A 15,692-nucleotide genomic window follows, 5' to 3' on the forward strand; every position below is an offset into this window, starting at 1 on the left:
CGTCTCCTCAACCTCTGGACGGAACCTGTCGAAACTAGATGTGATAGACGTCGATCACCTGATTGATGTAGTCGTTCTTCAGTACGACGTACTTGTTCAGGATCTGCGGCGCATCGCCGTTGAAATCGATCACGTAACGCGACATGCCGAAATAGGTCGACACGGTCTTGTAGCGGAAGCTCAGCGTGTGCCAGTTGAAGCGCACCGTGCACACGCCGTCCTCGTGCTTCTCCAGCTCGACGTTCGCGATGTTGTGGCTCGTGCGCGTGTCCGGCATCGTCGCGCTCGAGCGCTCGGTCTTGATGCGGAACACGCGATCCTCGAGGCCTTGCCGGTTCGGATAGAAGATCAGCGAGATCTCGCGCTGCGGATCGCTGACGAGCGTGTCGTCGTCGTCCCACGACGGCATCCAGAACTGCGCGTCCGGGTGGTAGCAGGCGAGCCATTCGTCCCAATGCTCGTCGTCGAGCAGGCGGCTTTCGCGGTACAGGAACGCCTGGATGTCGGCGATCGAAATCGTGTTCATGCTTGGCTCCGTTCGGCTTCGATGGCCTTTTTCATCGTGTCGGCCCAGTAGCGGTGCTGCACCGTATAGAGCCCTTCGTCTTCCGTCTTCACGCCGCTCATCACCGGGTTCAGGCCGATCGTGCGCGCGGCGTCGTCCGGGCCGTCGATCCAGTGCGTCGAGCCGCGGCACATGTCGTTCCATGCGACCGAGATCCCCGCATAGCCCTGCTGGCACGCGCGGAATTCCTCGAGATCGTCGGGCGTCGCCATCCCGCTCACGTTGAAGAAGTCTTCGTACTGGCGGATGCGGCGTGCGCGCGCGTCGGCGTCCTCGCCCTTCGGCGCGATGCAGTAGATCGTCACTTCGGTGCGGTTCACCGACAGCGGACGCAGCACGCGGATCTGCGAGCCGAACTGGTCCATCAGGTACACGTTCGGATACAGGCACAGGTTCCGCGAGTTCTGGATCATCCAGTCCGCATTCGCGCTGCCGCAGCGTTCCGCGAATTCGTCGCGGCGGCTGAAGTTCGGGCGGTCCTCCGGGTTCGACCAGCGCGTCCAAAGCAGCATGTGGCCGCGTTCGAACGCGTAGAAGCCGCCGCCCTGGCGGCCCCAGCTGCCGGCGTCCATCGCGCGGATCTTGTCCTCGCGCGCGTTCTGCTCCTTGCGGTGGTTCGTCGTCGCCGCGTAGTTCCAGTGCACGGCCGACACGTGATAGCCGTCCGCGCCGTTCTCGGCGGTCAGCTTCCAGTTGCCTTCATACGTGTACGTCGATGCGCCGCGCAGCACTTCGAGTCCTTCGGATGACTGATCGACGATCATGTCGATGATGCGCGCCGCTTCGCCGAGGTGCTCCTTCAACGGCGGCACGTCGGGATTCAGGCTGCCGAACAGGAAGCCGCGATAGCTCTCGAAGCGCGCGACCTTCTTCAGGTCGTGCGAGCCTTCCTTGTTGAAGCATTCCGGATAGCCGGCACCTTCCGGGTCCTTCACCTTCAGCAGCTTGCCGCTGTTGTTGAAGGTCCAGCCGTGGAACGGGCACGTGTAGGTCGCCTTGTTGCCGCGCTTGTGGCGGCACAGCATCGCGCCGCGGTGCGTGCACGCATTGACGAACGCGTTCAGCTCGCCCTGGCGGTTGCGCGCGATGAACACGGGCTGGCGGCCCATGTACGTCGTGTAGTAATCGTTGACGTTCGGAATCTGGCTCTCGTGCGCGAGGTAGATCCAGTTGCCTTCGAAGATGTGCTTCATCTCCAGCTCGAACAGCGCTTCGTCGGTGAACGCGCTGCGGTGCAGGCGGTAGTCGCCGCTGGCCTTGTCCTCGATGAGGAAGTCGTCGAGCGAGCGCACGGCGGGTGCGCGGTCGGGGTAGATCGGGATCATCGGGTGTCTCCTTGGTCGATCGGAATCAGCGCGTTGGCGCCAACGCCGATCCCATGCTTCGCGGCCGGCCGGTGCTCGTGCTCCGGCACGTGCTCCGGTCGCGTGTTCAGCGGCCAACCCAAGCCGGCGTTTCGGCGCGTGCTCGGGGTCTCATGCAAAGTGGCGGGGGTGGCGCGTGCAGTCCCGTGCAGTCCGTCATGCGCCGTTGAATCGAATCAGGCGGCCGCGCGGATACGCGTCACTTCGGCGTCCGGTGCGGCCGCTTGCTCGCCGTGCAGCCGGAAATCGAAATCGATCGACGCGAACGGCCGGTCGACGCTGTGGCGTTCGAGATCCGCGGGGGCGCTCACGCGCTCGATCGCCGGCACGAGCCCTTCGCGGCTCGCGAACGCGAAGTCGTCCCACAGGTACGCGTCGCCGTCGATGTTGATCTGCGTGGTCAGCTTGCGATGGCCCGGCGCGGACACGAAGAAGTGGATGTGCGCGGGGCGGCGGCCGTGGCGGCCGAGCTTGTCGAGCAGGCGCTGCGTGGTGCCGTCGGGCGGGCAGCCGTAGCCGACCGGCACGATGCTGCGGAACTGGTAGCGGCCGTGCGCGTCGGTGACGATCGTGCGGCGCAGGTTGAACGCGCTTTGTGTCTTGTCGAAGAACGAGTAGTTGCCCTGCAGGTTCGCGTGCCAGACCTCGACCTTCGCGCCCGCGAGCGGCGCGCCGTTGTCGCCGTACACGGTGCCCTGCATGAACAGCACGTCGCCGTCGGCTTCGTCCTTGCCGTCGTCGAGGCGCGCGAAGCCGATCGATGCCGGCGCGCCGGCCACGTACAGCGGGCCTTCGATCGTGCGCGGCGTGCCGCCCGTCAGACCTGCGTTCGCTTCGGCTTCGTCCATCCGGATATCGAGGAAGCGTTCGAGACCGAGGCCCGCGGCGAGCAGGCCGAGCTCGTGCGTCGCGCCCGCTTCGGACAGGTATTCGATGCCCTTCCAGACCTCGGACGGCGTCAGGTCGAGATCCTCGATCGCCTTGAACAGGTCGGCGGTCAGGCGCACGACGACCTGCCGGATGCGGGGATCGGCTTCGCCTTGCGCGGCGCCGACGATGAACCCTTCGACGAGGGCTTCGATGTCACTGTGGGTCATTGTCTTCTCCTGGCTCTGGTGGGCTGCGATCCGGCGGGATTCGCGCGTTTCCTCTGACCTGCGCCGGTTCGGACCGTTTGGGACATTGATGCCCTGGGGGTATAGTTGTGGGGTTCCGAGCTGGCAGTTGAAGGATAGATGTGCGTGAAATGCACCGTCCAACACTGATTTAGTATCAGTTTCATATCCACGAGGTATTGAAATGGAGTTGCGGCACCTTCGTTACTTCGTCGCGGTCGCCGAGGAGCGCAACTTCACGCGCGCCGCGGAGCGGCTGCATATCGCGCAGCCGCCGCTGAGCCGCCAGATCCAGCAGCTCGAGGAGACGCTCGGCGTGCAGCTGTTCGAGCGCAACGCGCGGCCGCTGAAGCTGACCGATGCGGGGCGATTTTTCTATTCGCACGCGGTGCAGCTGCTCGCGCAGACGGCCGAGCTGGAGTCGATGACAAAACGGATCGGCAAGATCGAACGGAGCATGTCGATCGGATTTGTCGGCTCGACGCTGTACGGGATGCTGCCGAAGATCATCCGGCGCTTTCGCGACGAATACCCGGCCGTCGAGCTGAGCCTGCACGAGATGTCGACGATGGACCAGATCAAGGCGCTGAAGGAGGGGCGGATCGATGTCGGGTTCGGCCGCATCCGTCACGAGGATCCGAGTGTGCGGCGCGTCGTGCTGCGCGAGGAGCGCATGATCGTCGCGCTGCCGCTCGGCCATCCGCTCGATAGCGCGAAGGAGGTGCTGTCGCTGCACGACCTCGTCAACGATACGCTGATCATCTTTCCGAAGGCGCCCCGGCCGAGCTACGCGGACCAGGTGCTGGCCGTGTTCCATGATCGCGCGCTGAAACCGCGGCGCATCTACGAGACCCGCGAGCTGCAGATCGCGCTCGGCCTCGTGGCGATGGGCGAGGGTATCGCGGTCGTGCCGCACAGCGTGTACGGACTGAAACGCGACGACATCAGCTACAAGGCGCTCGACGATCCGAACCTCGTGTCGCCGATCATCATGAGCATGCGCATGCTTGACGAATCGGAAGACATTCGCGCGATGCAGGCGCTGATCTACCGGCTTTACGACGAAGCGAAGATGGAGTATCTGCCGCCGCAGCAGGAGTGAGCCGCGGCGCGGCGACTTAGCGCGACATCGTAGCGGGCCGTGCACGAAGGCGACGGTTCCGGCGAGACCCGACATGCGTCAGGCGCGGGTAAGCGTCAGCGCGCATGCTTGACGGGTTGCGCGTCGCCGCGCCAACATGGCCGCCAACTTGCCGGACCGCGTGTGTCCGGCCGCTTTCAAACATCCGACACACCGACATGACCGATATCGTGACCGAGGAGACCTGGATCGAGACGCCGCAAGGGCGTCTGTTCGCGAAACGCTGGCGCGGTGCGCCTGCACCCGATGCGGCCGCGTGCCCGATCGTGCTGCTGCACGATTCGCTCGGCAGTGTCGCGCTGTGGCGCGATTTTCCGGAGCAGCTGGCGCGCGCGACGCGCCGCGACGTGTTTGCCTACGACCGGCTCGGCTTCGGCCAGTCGGATCCGCATCCGGGGCAGCTCTCGCCGTCGTTCGTGCGCGACGAGGCGGACCATGCGTTCAACGCGCTGCGCGAGCAACTCGGCATCGAGACGTTTGTCGCGTTCGGCCACAGCATCGGCGGCGGGATGGCGGTGGGGTGCGCGGCCGCGCATCCCGATCGATGCCGCGCGGTCGTGACGATCGCGGCGCAGGCGTTCGTCGAGGATCGCACGCTGGCAGGCATTCGCGAGGCCGAACGGCAGTTCGCCGAGCCCGGCCAGCTCGAGCGTCTCGCGCGGTATCACGGCGACAAGGCGGAATGGGTGCTGCGCGCGTGGGTCGGTACGTGGCTGTCGGACGCGTTTCGCGACTGGAGCCTGGACGACATGCTGTCGAACGTGCGCTGTCCGACGCTGTCGATCCACGGATCGCAGGACGAATACGGCTCGTCTGCGCACCCGGACCGCATCGCGTCGCGGGTCGCCGGGCCGTCGTCGGTCGTGATGATGAAGGAATGCGGGCACGTGCCGCACCGCGAGCGGACGGCCGATGTGCTCGCGACAGTCAGCGAATTCCTGCACCGCTCGGGCGCTTGAGCGTCCGTCGCGGCGGCGAGGGACGCGCGATCAGAACGCGAGCTGAATCGCGAGATCGATCGCGAGCAACGCGATCGAGCAGCCGATGCCGAGGATCACGTTCGGCAGCCGATGCTCGAAGTCGCGATCCTTGCGCATCGCCGCGCCTAGAAGGAAGAGCGCTTCGACGATGATCTGCACGCCGACGAACAGCAGCATCAACAGATACTCGTAGCCCATCTCCTTGAAGCCGGCGAAGTGCATCCCGTGATCGCGGATCCACTGGCCGACGCGCAGCAGTTCGTAGACGAACAGCAATGCGGGAAACAGGTAGCTGATGAAATACGTGGGCGCGCTGGCGTGCCGCAGTTCGAGGTGGAAATGATGCGTGGTAGCCATCACGAATTCCTCCTTGCAAGCAGGGTTGCGATTGCAACGGCGGCGCGACAACGTGCGCATCCGAGGGTTTGCCCTGAGCATGGTGCGCAGCCGTACGTCACCAGCATACTGCTGCGCGGACAATTTCGCATGAGCGCTGTGTCGAAGCGGATACGGTTGCTTACGGTTGGCGTACATCGGCGGTGCCGCATGTCGCCCGTCGACTACGTGCGTCGTGCGCTTCCCGGCGACGCTTTCGCTTCCGCTCCTTCGACGAACAGCCTGGCGACCGCGTGAAATTCGCGCTTGAGCGACAGCCCCGGCACGTTCAGCCAGCGCAGCATCGCCGCGAGATACAGGTGATGGAACCATGTCGCGAGCTGGTCGGCCGGCAATGAGCGGTTCAGTTCCCCTGACTGCTGTCCGGCGGCGATCAACTGCTGCCATACGAGCGCGATGTCGCTTCCATTCGCGCTTCTATTCGCGCTTCCGCCCGCCGGCTCCGTCACGCCGATGCTCAGGAACCGATGCCGCAGATAAGCGAGCAGATACACCGGATGCTGCTCGCACCACGCGGCCGACGCGTCGAGCACGCACGCGATCCTCGATGCGAAAGTCTTGCGCCTCGCGACATCGCGTTGCAGGTGCGCGAGATCGCGGGCCAGTTCGCCTTCGAGCCAGTGCGCGAGCACCGCTTCCTTCGTCGGAAAGTGGTTGTACAGCGTGCGCTTCGCGACGTCCGCTTCCGCGGCGATCTGCTCCATCGTGACCGAGTCGTAGCCATGCGCGTCGAACAGGCGCGCGGCGGTTTCGGCGAGATGAGACAGCATCTGGATGCGCTTGCGCGCGCGGCGGCCCGGATCGTCGGCGGTGGGTTCCATGGCGAGGGTCTTTACAGAAAGTGTACGAATTGCATTAGTATACGACGTGCATTTTTGTGATGCCAATCCGCAACGCTGCGCAGGGAGTCAAGCATGAAGCTCGTCCTCGTCACGTACGGCACCGAAGGCGATACGCGTCCGCTCGCGGCGCTGGGCCGCGCGCTGATCGACGCCGGCCACGACGTGCGGCTGCTGGCCGACGCCGCGACGCTCGGCTCGGCCGCCGCGCTCGGCGTGCCGTCGGCCGCGTTGTCGGGCGACATCCGCCGCGCGCTCGCGCCGGGCGAAGCACTGTCGGTCGCTGTAAAGGGGCGCGGTGGTTTCAACGACACGTCGAAGGCGCTCGCGGCGATCGCGAACGCGAACACTGCCGCGTGGATGCGCGAAGTCGCCGATGCGTCGGCCGGATGCGATGCGATCGTCGTGTCGGGGCTCGCGGCGTTCGTCGGCCTGTCGGTCGCCGAGTATCGCGGCATTCCCGCGATCGGTGCGGGCCTTATTCCGATCACGCCGACGGCTGAGTTCGCGTCGCCGTTCCTTCAGCCCGACAAGGTGCCGCGCTGGCTCAACCGTGCGAGCCACAAATTCGTGAACGCGCTGTTGTGGCAGGCATTCCGGCGTGCGACGAACGCGGCGCGCGCGAGCGTGTGCGGATTGCCGCCGCGCAAGCGCGTGTGGACCGACCATCCGATGCTGTACGGCGTGTCGCCGGCGCTGCTGTCCGGTCCCGTCGACTGGCCGGACAATGCGTGCGCGTGCGGTCAATGGAGCGCCGACGATCCCGCATGGACGCCGCCGCCCGCGCTCGCCGCGTTTCTCGATGCAGGCGAGCCGCCGGTCTATGTCGGATTCGGCAGCATGGCGGGATTCGATCGCCCGTCGCTGGTCGATGCGCTGACGACGGCGCTCGACGGCCGCCGCGCGCTGTTCTATCCGGGATGGAGCGGGATCAACGCGACGATGCTACCGGCCCACGTGTTCGTCGTCGGCGAAACGCCGCATCGCTGGCTGTTCCCGCGAACGTCGATGGTGATTCATCACGGCGGATCGGGCACCACGCACTCGGCGGCGCGCGCGGGCGTGCCGTCGGTCGTCATGCCGTTCGCGGGCGACCAGTTCTTCTGGGCGAACCGGCTTCAGCGGCTCGGTGTCGCCGGTGCGCCGGTGGCCGGCAAGCGGATGCGCGCCGCCGACCTTGCGCGCGGCATCGCGTTCGCGGCGCGCGACGACGTGACGGCGCGCGCGGCCGAACTGGGCGGGCGCATCGCGGCAGAGAACGGTGTGCGGCGGGCGGTCGCCGGGATCGAGCGGTGGGGGGCAGGCAGGCGCACGTGTTGAGGCGTTCGAGCGCATCGGGACGACGCGTGGCGATCACGCCGCGCGTGGCCGCCCGCGTCAGAAATGCCCGGTGAACCGGTAGCGGCTGCCCGGGTGCCACAGATTGACCGCCGACGCGACCAGGCCTTGCGACCACGTGCGCCGGTGCAGCATCAGGCACGGCTCGCGTTCGTCCATCGTCAGCAGGCGGCGCGTTTCCGCGTCGGGCATCGCGGCTTCGATCCGGTATTCGACGCGCTGCAGCGGCGCGACGCGCGTCAGGTACTGGTTCGGCGTCGTCGTCGTGAAGTCCTGCAGCGCGTATTCGGGCGCGCAGGCCGGATTGACCCAGCGCTCCTCGAGCTGCACCGGCGTCGCGTTCTCGAAGTGCAGCACGCGCGAATGGAAGATCGGGCTGCCGGTGTCGAGCTGCAGCTCGTCGGCGAGCTTCGTGTCCGCGACCGCCGCGCCCACCTGCAGTACCTGCGCGCGATAGCCGTGGCCGCGCGCGGCGACTTCGTCCGAGATGCTGCGGATCGCGACCAGCGTCGACTCGTATTTCGGCGATGCGACGTAGGTGCCCGAGCCGCGCGTGCGCGTCAGCACCTGTTCGGCCGTCAGCTCGCGCAGCGCACGGTTGACGGTCATGCGCGCGACGTTGAATTCGCGCGCGAGTTCGTTCTCCGACGGCACCTGGTCGCCTTCCGCCCATTCGCCGGCGTGGATGCGCGCCAGGATGAAATCCTTGATTTCCTGATAGATCGGTGTGGTCATGGGATCGCTGTTCCTGAGTCGGCGGCCGCTTGCCGCCGAATACCGGTCCGGCGCGTGCCCGGCGCCGAGTGTACCGGTTTCCCGGACGCGCCGGCCCGGATTCCCTGAATGATCCCTTTTCATGCGGCGCGCGTCCATGCGGGATTGCACAGAGCCGCGCGCCGGCCAGGCGGGGTCCCCGGATGCGCGAGCGGCATCCGGGCGGGGCGGTCAGAACCGATGCCGCATGCCGACCGTCCCAACGACCTGCGTGTTCGTCGACGAGGCCGCGAGCCCGTTGACGTTCGCGAACCCGAGCGTCTCGCCCGACGACACGCCGGTCTGGTGCTGGTACACGGCCTCCGCGTACACGTCGGTGCGCTTGCTCAGCGCGTAATCGGCCATCAGCGAGACCTGATGCCACTTCGGCCGATGGCTGCCGGCCGCGTCGTCAAAGCGGCCGTCGGTGAACGTATAGGCGCCGGCGAACGACACCGCCGAATCGAGCGCGTAGCGGGCGTTGATCTCGTAGTTGTCGAAGCGCAGCGAATTCAGTGCGCCCGGCAGCGACGACGCGGCCGTGTCGTCGAACATCGAGTGGGTCCACAGTGCGCCGACCGTCAGCCGATCGAACGCGTAGCTGCCGCCTGCGCCCATCACGCGCTGGCGCGCCGCCGGAAAGTTCGCATTGTCGTTGGTCGACAGCGCGCCGCCGCCCGTCAAGCCGCCGCCATTGAGCTGCAGGTACGCGGCACCGAGACTGATCGGGCCGTTCGCGTACGACACGCCGGCGCTGTATGCGCGGTTGTCCGAGAAGCCGGGCTGGTTGCTGAAACCGTACACGCCGCCGAACTGGAAACCGGCGATCGTCGGGCTCGTGTACTTCACCGCGTTGTTGATGTAGAACGAATCGTCGATGTTGTCGTTGTCGAACGGATGCGCGGCGAGGTTGTTGCCGTCGCCGTTGCCGGCCATCGCGAGCGGGCCGAGGTAATCGACGACGGCATCGTATTGCCGGCCGAGCGTCAGCGTGCCGTACGGGTCGCTCTGCAGGCCGACGTACGCGCGGCGACCGAACATCGTGTTCCGGTACGACTGCGTGCCGTTGTTCAGGTTGAAACCGCTTTCGAGCCGGAAGATCGCATGCAGGCCGCCACCGAGATCCTCCGCGCCGTTCAGGCCGAAGACCGTGTTCGACAGCAAGCCGCTGCCTTGCTGCCAGACGTGCCCGCCCGACTGGTTGTTCGTATACGCGATACCGGCATCCAGCAGGCCGTAGAGCGTGACACTGCTTTGCGCGTGTGCGGCGACGCTGAACATGGCAACGCAAAGCGTGCCGACGACTTCTTTTTTCATTGTTGGACTTCCTGGTGATACCCGTTTCTACGGGAAAAGCGGCAAATGACGCACACGATCGGCGGCGGAGCGCCGGTCGATGCCGGATCGCTCCGCGTCACGCGGACGTCGTGCGTCTGAATGGGTCGATGAAGCGCCTGCGCCAGACGTGTCGCGCGTGGTCGGCGCGAACGCGCAGCGGCCGGCGATCGGCGTGCGCGATGTGGGCGTTCGGGTGTCGTCTAGCGCCGCGAGCGGCGAATCGCGCCGAACTCGGCTGTGGGCAGCAATTGCATGATCGACGACATGGCCCGCGACAGGTGCGACCGCGCGAGCTCGAGCTGCAGACATGCGCGCCCGGTCCGGTTGTCGATCTCGGCCGTATAGATGCCCAGCACGGGGCCGGCGGCCTGATGCAGCGCGCGGCGTGCCGCGGCCAGATTGCGCGACTCGACCTCGATCGACAGCAGCACCAGATGGTTCGTGTCGCGCGTGCGCGGCCGCAGCGATGCGCACTTTCCGGAAACCGCCGCACGCGATCGGCGAACGGGCGGCAGGTGGATCGAGGTCGATTCGATTCTCAGCGATTTCATGCATTGATCCCCGCGCCGCATCACACGTGGGACACGTTGCGTCGCGGGGATTCCGTCTTGAACATGGCGAGCATTCTAGGAATCGCCGTGACGATACGGTGTATAGACTTCCGGGCTGTTTGAAAAAATCACATAAACGCGCGCTGCGTGCGGCAACGTGCGCGCGTTTCATGCCGACGCACACATCGCAGACGATCCGCGATGCATTTCGGCAACACGTCGATCATGTCGCGAAGCCACCGTATTGCCGTCACCATTCAAAGCGAAATTCCGCCACCGGGTCGCGCCGCATTCGCACGCAAGGGTCGAAATAATCGATTGATTTGATTCGCGCCGGAAAAATCAGAAATTCTTCGAACGCGCGTTTATACGTTTTTTATTCTGCGCGAAGAAATTGAACACCGCTTTGATGCGCGGCTTTCTACACTGTCGCATCCCGTGTTCCAGCCGAACGCGGGGTGGTCGTCGTCCGGTCTCGAGCGCCGCAGCCGCGCCTGCCGGAGACGTTGACGATGCCGCGGATTGTCCGTGCAAACGAAATAAAAGAGGGAAAACGATGCTGTGGATTTCGGGGGTCATTTCGGCCGTGCTGTTCATCTATCTCTTCCACGCGTTGATCAAGCCCGAGCGGTATTGATTCGCACGATCCAAAAGGAATAAAGCATATCGGTGAACCTTATGAGCGATCTGGTTTTCGTGCTGGTCACGCTGGCGTTCTTCGCGTTGACAGCCGGTTTCATCAACGGCCTGGACAGGATGTGAGCGAGCGTCGACATGTTCATTAACTACATTCAATTCGCGATCGTTCTCGCGATCATGCTCGCGCTGGTTCCCGTCGTCGGGAAATGGCTCGCGCATGCATTCACGAGCCCGCGCCATGCGTGGGTCGAACGCCGGACCTACGCGCTGCTGGGCGTCGATCCCGCCGAAACGATGTCGTGGAAGCGCTACGGGATGGTGCTGCTGCTCAGCAACGCAGGCATGATGCTGCTCGGGTATCTGCTGCTGCGCGTGCAGGACGTGCTGCCGTTCGATTCGCTGCAGCGCGCGGCGCAAAGCCCCGACCTCGCGTTCAACACGGCCGCGTCGTTCATCACGAACACGAACTGGCAGGCCTATTCCGGCGAAAGCAGCCTGTCGAACTTCTCGCAGATGGCGGTCATCACGTTCCTGATGACGGTCAGCGCGGCCACCGGCGTCGCCGCCGCGGGCGGATTCATCCGCGGCCTGAGCCGCAAGAGCGCGGCGGACATCGGCAATTACTGGGTGGATTTCACGCGCGTGACCTACCGCGTGCTGCTGCCGCTCTGCTTCGCGATGGCGCTCGTCTACGTGTGGCAGGGCATGCCGCAGACGCTCGCGTCGGACGCATGGGCGACCACGCTCGAAGGCGCGCGTCAGCAGATCGTGATGGGTCCGGTCGCGAGCCTCGAGTCGATCAAGCACATCGGCACCAACGGCGGCGGTTTCTTCGGCATGAACGCCGCGCATCCGTTCGAGAACCCGACGCCGCTCACCAACACGCTGCACATGCTGGGCATGCTGCTGATTCCGTCGGCGCTGACCTACGCGCTCGGCACCATGATCGGGCGCCGCCGTCAGGGCTGGGTGATCCTCGGCGCGTTCGTCGTGATGTTCGTCGGCTTCCTCGCGGTGATCTACCAGGCCGAGCAGCACGGCAATCCGCTGCTCGCGGGGCTCGGCGTCGACCAGCAGATGCGCGCCGGACAGCCGGGCGGCAACATGGAAGGCAAGGAAATGCGCTTCGGCATCGCGCAGACGAGCCTGTTCACGACCGTCACGACGGCCGCGACCACGGGTTCGGTCGATGCGATGCACGACTCGCTGACGCCGCTCGGCGGCCTCGTGCCGATCGCGCAGATGATGCTCAACAACGTGTTCGGCGGCGACGGCGTCGGGCTGATCAACCTGTTCACGTTCGCGATCCTGACGGTGTTTCTCGTCGGGATGATGATCGGGCGCACGCCGGAGTTTCTCGGCAAGAAGATCGAGGCGCGGGAGATGAAACTGGTGATGCTCGCGGTGCTCGCGCATCCGTTCAGCATTCTCGGCTTCACGGCACTCGCCGCGATGACGCACTCGACGATGGACAGTCTCGCAAACCTCGGGCCGCACGGCTTCAGCGAGGTGCTGTACGCGTACACGTCGGGCACCGCCAACAACGGCTCCGCATTCGCGGGCCTGAACGCGAACACGCCGTTCTTCAATACGACGATCGGATTCGCGATGCTGATCGGCCGCTATCTGACGCTGCTGCCGATGCTCGCCGTCGCCGGCTGCCTTGCCGCGAAAAAGAGCATTCCGGAAAGCGCCGGCACGCTGTCCACGTCGACGGGCCTGTTCGCCGGCCTGCTGATCTTCGTGATCCTCGTCGTCGGCGGCCTCACGTTCCTGCCCGCGCTCGCGCTGGGCCCGGTCGTCGAGCATCTGATGATGACGAGCGGCCAACTGTTCTGAGGAAACCACCATGGCTCAAATCAATCGCCACGTGGCGGCGGCAGTGGCCGCCACGCCGGCATCCGGTTCGTCGTTCGTCGACGCGACGCGCGGCCTCGTGCGCCCCGTGGTCGCCTCGTCGGTGTTGTTCATGCTCGTCACGGGCCTCGCGTACCCGCTGCTCACGACGGGCGTCGCGAACGTGCTGTTCCCGTCGCAGGCACGCGGCAGTCTCGTCGTGCGCGACGGCGTCACGGTCGGCTCGGCGGTGATCGGGCAGCACTTCGCCCGCCCCGAGTATTTCCATCCGCGTCCGAGTGCGACGGTCGGCACCGATCCCGCCGATCCCGCGAAGACCGTCGACCAGCCGTACAACGCGGCCGGCAGCGGCGCAAGCAACCAGGGCGCGACCAGCAAGAAGCTGCTCGCGGATATCGCGGAACGCGTGCGCGTCTATCGGCAGCGGAACGGGCTCGCCCAAGGCGCGCCCGTTCCCGTCGATGCGGTGACGGCGTCCGCGTCCGGGCTGGATCCGGACATCTCGCTCGCGAACGCGCGGCTACAGGCGGCGCGAATCGCGCACGCGCGCGGCGCGACGGTCGATCAGGTGCTGGCGCTCGTCGACCAGGTCGCGGCGCCGCGCCAGCTCGCGGTGCTCGGCGAGCCCCGCGTGCCCGTGCTCGCGCTGAACCTCGCGCTCGACCGCGCGCTGGGCAAGGCGGCTGGCGCGCGGTAAGAGAACGCAAAGGAGTCCTTTCATGTCCCATATCGAAACCTCGATCAACCCGGCCGTCGCCCCGATCGGCGGCGTGCCGCGCATGCGCTGGACGGCGGTCCTGCGCGAAGCATTCAGGAAACTCGCGCCGCAGGTCCAGCTGAAGAACCCGGTGATGTTCGTGGTCTACCTCGGCAGCATCGTCACGACGGTGCTCTGGCTGCAGGCGCTGACGGGCGCCGGCGATGCGCCGGCCGGCTTCATCTTCGCCGTTGCATGCTGGCTGTGGTTCACGGTGCTGTTCGCGAATGCGGCGGAGGCGCTCGCCGAAGGACGCGGCAAGGCGCAGGCCGAAGCCTTGCGCGCGGCACGCAAGCGCGTGTACGCGAAAGTGCTCGACGAACCGAAGCGCCATGACAGCACGAGCCATCGCGTGCCGAGCGACGAGCTGGCCGCGGGCAGCATCGTGCTCGTCGAGGCCGGCGACACGATTCCGGCCGACGGCGAAGTGATCGACGGCGTCGCGTCGGTCGACGAATCGGCGGTGACCGGCGAATCCGCGCCGGTGATTCGCGAGTCCGGCGGCGACTTCTCGTCGGTGACGGGCGGCACGCGCGTGCTGTCCGACTGGATCGTCGTGAAGGTCACCGCGAACCCCGGCGAGGCGTTCCTCGACCGGATGATCGCGATGGTGGAGGGCGCGAAGCGCGGCAAGACGCCGAACGAAATCGCGCTGTCGATCCTGCTGGTCGCGCTGACGATCATTTTCCTGCTCGTGTGCGTGACGCTGCTGCCGTTCTCCAGTTTCAGCGTGCTGCTCAATGCGTCCGGCTCGGCCGTGAGCCTGACCGTGCTGATCGCGCTGCTCGTGTGCCTGATCCCGACGACGATCGGCGCGCTGCTGTCGGCGATCGGCATCGCGGGGATGAGCCGCATGATGCGCGCGAACGTGCTCGCGACGTCGGGCCGCGCGATCGAGGCGGCAGGCGACGTCGACGTGCTGCTGCTCGACAAGACCGGCACGATCACGCTCGGCAACCGCGAAGCGGTGCAGTTCCGGCCGGCGCCCGGCGTCGACGAGCGCACGCTCGCGGAAGCCGCGCTGCTGTCGTCGCTGGCGGACGAGACGCCCGAAGGGCGCTCGATCGTCGCGCTCGCGAAGCAGCGTTTCGCGCTGCAGCTGCCGGATGCCGAAGGGCGCGTCGCCGTGCCGTTCAGCGCGCGGACCCGGATGAGCGGGCTCGATATCGGCGAGCGTCTGGTGCGCAAGGGCGCGGCGTCCGCGATTCGCGCGCACGTCGCGGCGCTCGGCGGCACGTTTCCGGGTGACGTCGAATCGGCCGTCAACGACATCGCGCGCCGCGGCGGCACGCCGCTCGTGGTCGCCGACAACGGCAAGGTGCTCGGCACGATCGAACTGAAGGACATCGTCAAGCACGGGATCAAGGCGCGCTTCGCGGAGCTGCGCAAGGTCGGCGTGAAGACCGTGATGATCACCGGCGACAACCGGCTGACCGCGGCGGCGATCGCGGCGGAGGCGGGCGTCGACGACTATCTCGCAGAGGCGACGCCGGAAGACAAGCTGCGCCTCATCCGCGAGCATCAGGCGAAGGGCCATCTGGTCGCGATGACGGGCGACGGGACCAACGATGCGCCGGCGCTCGCGCAGGCCGACGTGGCGGTCGCGATGCACAGCGGCACGCAGGCGGCCAAGGAAGCGGCCAACATGGTCGACCTGGACAGCAGCCCGACGAAGCTGATGCAGGTCGTCGAGGTCGGCAAGCAGATGATCATGACGCGCGGCGCATTGACGACGTTCAGCGTGGCGAATGATCTCGCGAAGTATTTCGCGATCATTCCCGCGGCGTTCGTCGCGACGTACCCCGCGCTCGGCGCGCTGAACGTGATGCGGCTGCACAGCCCGACGTCGGCGATCCTGTCGGCCGTGATCTTCAACGCGCTGATCATCGTCGCGCTGATCCCGCTCGCGCTGAAGGGCGTGAAGTACCGGGCCGAGCCTGCGGAGAAGCTGCTGTGGCGCAACCTGATGATCTACGGCGTGGGGGGCATCGTCGCGCCCTTCATCGGGATCAAGCTCATCGACATGCTGCTGACGCCATTAGTCTGACCAACGCGCGTC

General features: G+C 66.2%; 16 protein-coding genes. 7 read left to right on the plus strand and 9 right to left on the minus strand.

The genetic code is table 11. The features are described from left to right. Positions 1 to 34: 34 nt before the first annotated feature. The 3 genes from benB to catA all read right to left on the minus strand — a co-directional run bounded on the left by benB (position 35) and on the right by catA (position 3,026). Positions 35 to 526, minus strand: a complete 492-nt coding sequence (benB, locus tag ACV229_RS28985; protein ID WP_448086511.1) for a benzoate 1,2-dioxygenase small subunit — start codon at positions 524 to 526, stop codon at positions 35 to 37. Continuing rightward, positions 523 to 1,890: a benzoate 1,2-dioxygenase large subunit gene (gene benA / locus ACV229_RS28990; protein ID WP_448086512.1), complete on the minus strand. Its 1,368-nt coding sequence runs from the start codon at positions 1,888 to 1,890 to the stop codon at positions 523 to 525. The genes benB and benA overlap by 4 nt, the downstream gene beginning before the upstream one ends. Positions 1,891 to 2,105: 215 nt before the next feature. Next, entirely contained in the window at positions 2,106 to 3,026 is a 921-nt protein-coding gene (gene catA / locus ACV229_RS28995) for a catechol 1,2-dioxygenase (protein ID WP_448086513.1), read from the minus strand. A 202-nt stretch (positions 3,027 to 3,228) separates the two neighbouring features. Between catA and ACV229_RS29000 the strand changes: the two genes are divergently transcribed. Further along, the gene (locus tag ACV229_RS29000) at positions 3,229 to 4,146 is read left to right on the plus strand and encodes a LysR family transcriptional regulator (protein ID WP_448086514.1); all 918 of its coding nucleotides are present in this window, start codon (positions 3,229 to 3,231) and stop codon (positions 4,144 to 4,146) included. Positions 4,147 to 4,343: 197 nt separating this feature from the next. Next, on the plus strand, positions 4,344 to 5,144 hold the full coding sequence (locus ACV229_RS29005) for an alpha/beta fold hydrolase (protein WP_448086515.1): 801 nt from the start codon (positions 4,344 to 4,346) through the stop codon (positions 5,142 to 5,144). Between the two features lie 30 nt (positions 5,145 to 5,174). Here the strand turns inward: ACV229_RS29005 and ACV229_RS29010 are convergent, their stop codons facing one another. Further along, entirely contained in the window at positions 5,175 to 5,522 is a 348-nt protein-coding gene (locus ACV229_RS29010; protein ID WP_448086516.1) for a hypothetical protein, read from the minus strand. A 203-nt stretch (positions 5,523 to 5,725) separates the two neighbouring features. After that, a complete protein-coding gene (locus ACV229_RS29015; RefSeq protein ID WP_448086517.1) occupies positions 5,726 to 6,382 on the minus strand; it encodes a TetR/AcrR family transcriptional regulator in 657 nt (218 codons plus the stop codon). Positions 6,383 to 6,475: 93 nt separating this feature from the next. On the opposite strand from ACV229_RS29015, the gene ACV229_RS29020 reads away from it, so the two are divergent. Then, a complete protein-coding gene (locus ACV229_RS29020) occupies positions 6,476 to 7,720 on the plus strand; it encodes a glycosyltransferase (protein ID WP_448086518.1) in 1,245 nt (414 codons plus the stop codon). A gap of 57 nt (positions 7,721 to 7,777) precedes the next feature. Here ACV229_RS29020 and hutC read toward each other — a convergent pair whose 3' ends face one another. From hutC to ACV229_RS29040, 4 genes are all read right to left on the minus strand, one after another. Further along, on the minus strand, positions 7,778 to 8,473 hold the full coding sequence (hutC, locus tag ACV229_RS29025) for a histidine utilization repressor (RefSeq protein ID WP_448086519.1): 696 nt from the start codon (positions 8,471 to 8,473) through the stop codon (positions 7,778 to 7,780). Between the two features lie 210 nt (positions 8,474 to 8,683). Beyond that, the gene (locus ACV229_RS29030) at positions 8,684 to 9,808 is read right to left on the minus strand and encodes a porin (protein WP_448086520.1); all 1,125 of its coding nucleotides are present in this window, start codon (positions 9,806 to 9,808) and stop codon (positions 8,684 to 8,686) included. Between the two features lie 221 nt (positions 9,809 to 10,029). Continuing rightward, positions 10,030 to 10,380: a hypothetical protein gene (locus ACV229_RS29035; protein ID WP_448086521.1), complete on the minus strand. Its 351-nt coding sequence runs from the start codon at positions 10,378 to 10,380 to the stop codon at positions 10,030 to 10,032. A 342-nt stretch (positions 10,381 to 10,722) separates the two neighbouring features. Then, positions 10,723 to 10,977 carry a hypothetical protein gene (locus ACV229_RS29040; RefSeq protein WP_448086545.1) on the minus strand — a complete coding sequence of 85 codons (255 nt, stop codon included), beginning with the start codon at positions 10,975 to 10,977 and terminating at the stop codon, positions 10,723 to 10,725. Here ACV229_RS29040 and ACV229_RS29045 point away from each other — a divergent pair. The 4 genes from ACV229_RS29045 to kdpB all read left to right on the plus strand — a co-directional run bounded on the left by ACV229_RS29045 (position 10,967) and on the right by kdpB (position 15,680). Then, positions 10,967 to 11,017, plus strand: coding sequence for a potassium-transporting ATPase subunit F (locus ACV229_RS29045; RefSeq protein WP_448086542.1), 51 nt, complete (start codon positions 10,967 to 10,969; stop codon positions 11,015 to 11,017). The genes ACV229_RS29040 and ACV229_RS29045 overlap by 11 nt on opposite strands. A 137-nt stretch (positions 11,018 to 11,154) precedes the next feature. Beyond that, positions 11,155 to 12,858 (plus strand): potassium-transporting ATPase subunit KdpA, encoded by a 1,704-nt coding sequence (kdpA, locus tag ACV229_RS29050; protein ID WP_448086522.1) that lies wholly within the window; start codon positions 11,155 to 11,157, stop codon positions 12,856 to 12,858. 10 nt (positions 12,859 to 12,868) lie between these two features. After that, on the plus strand, positions 12,869 to 13,573 hold the full coding sequence (kdpC, locus tag ACV229_RS29055; RefSeq protein ID WP_448086523.1) for a potassium-transporting ATPase subunit KdpC: 705 nt from the start codon (positions 12,869 to 12,871) through the stop codon (positions 13,571 to 13,573). A gap of 82 nt (positions 13,574 to 13,655) precedes the next feature. Continuing rightward, positions 13,656 to 15,680: a potassium-transporting ATPase subunit KdpB gene (gene kdpB, locus ACV229_RS29060; RefSeq protein WP_448086543.1), complete on the plus strand. Its 2,025-nt coding sequence runs from the start codon at positions 13,656 to 13,658 to the stop codon at positions 15,678 to 15,680. Positions 15,681 to 15,692 lie beyond the last annotated feature (12 nt).

The sequence above is a fragment of the Burkholderia sp. MR1-5-21 genome (genome assembly GCF_053427715.1).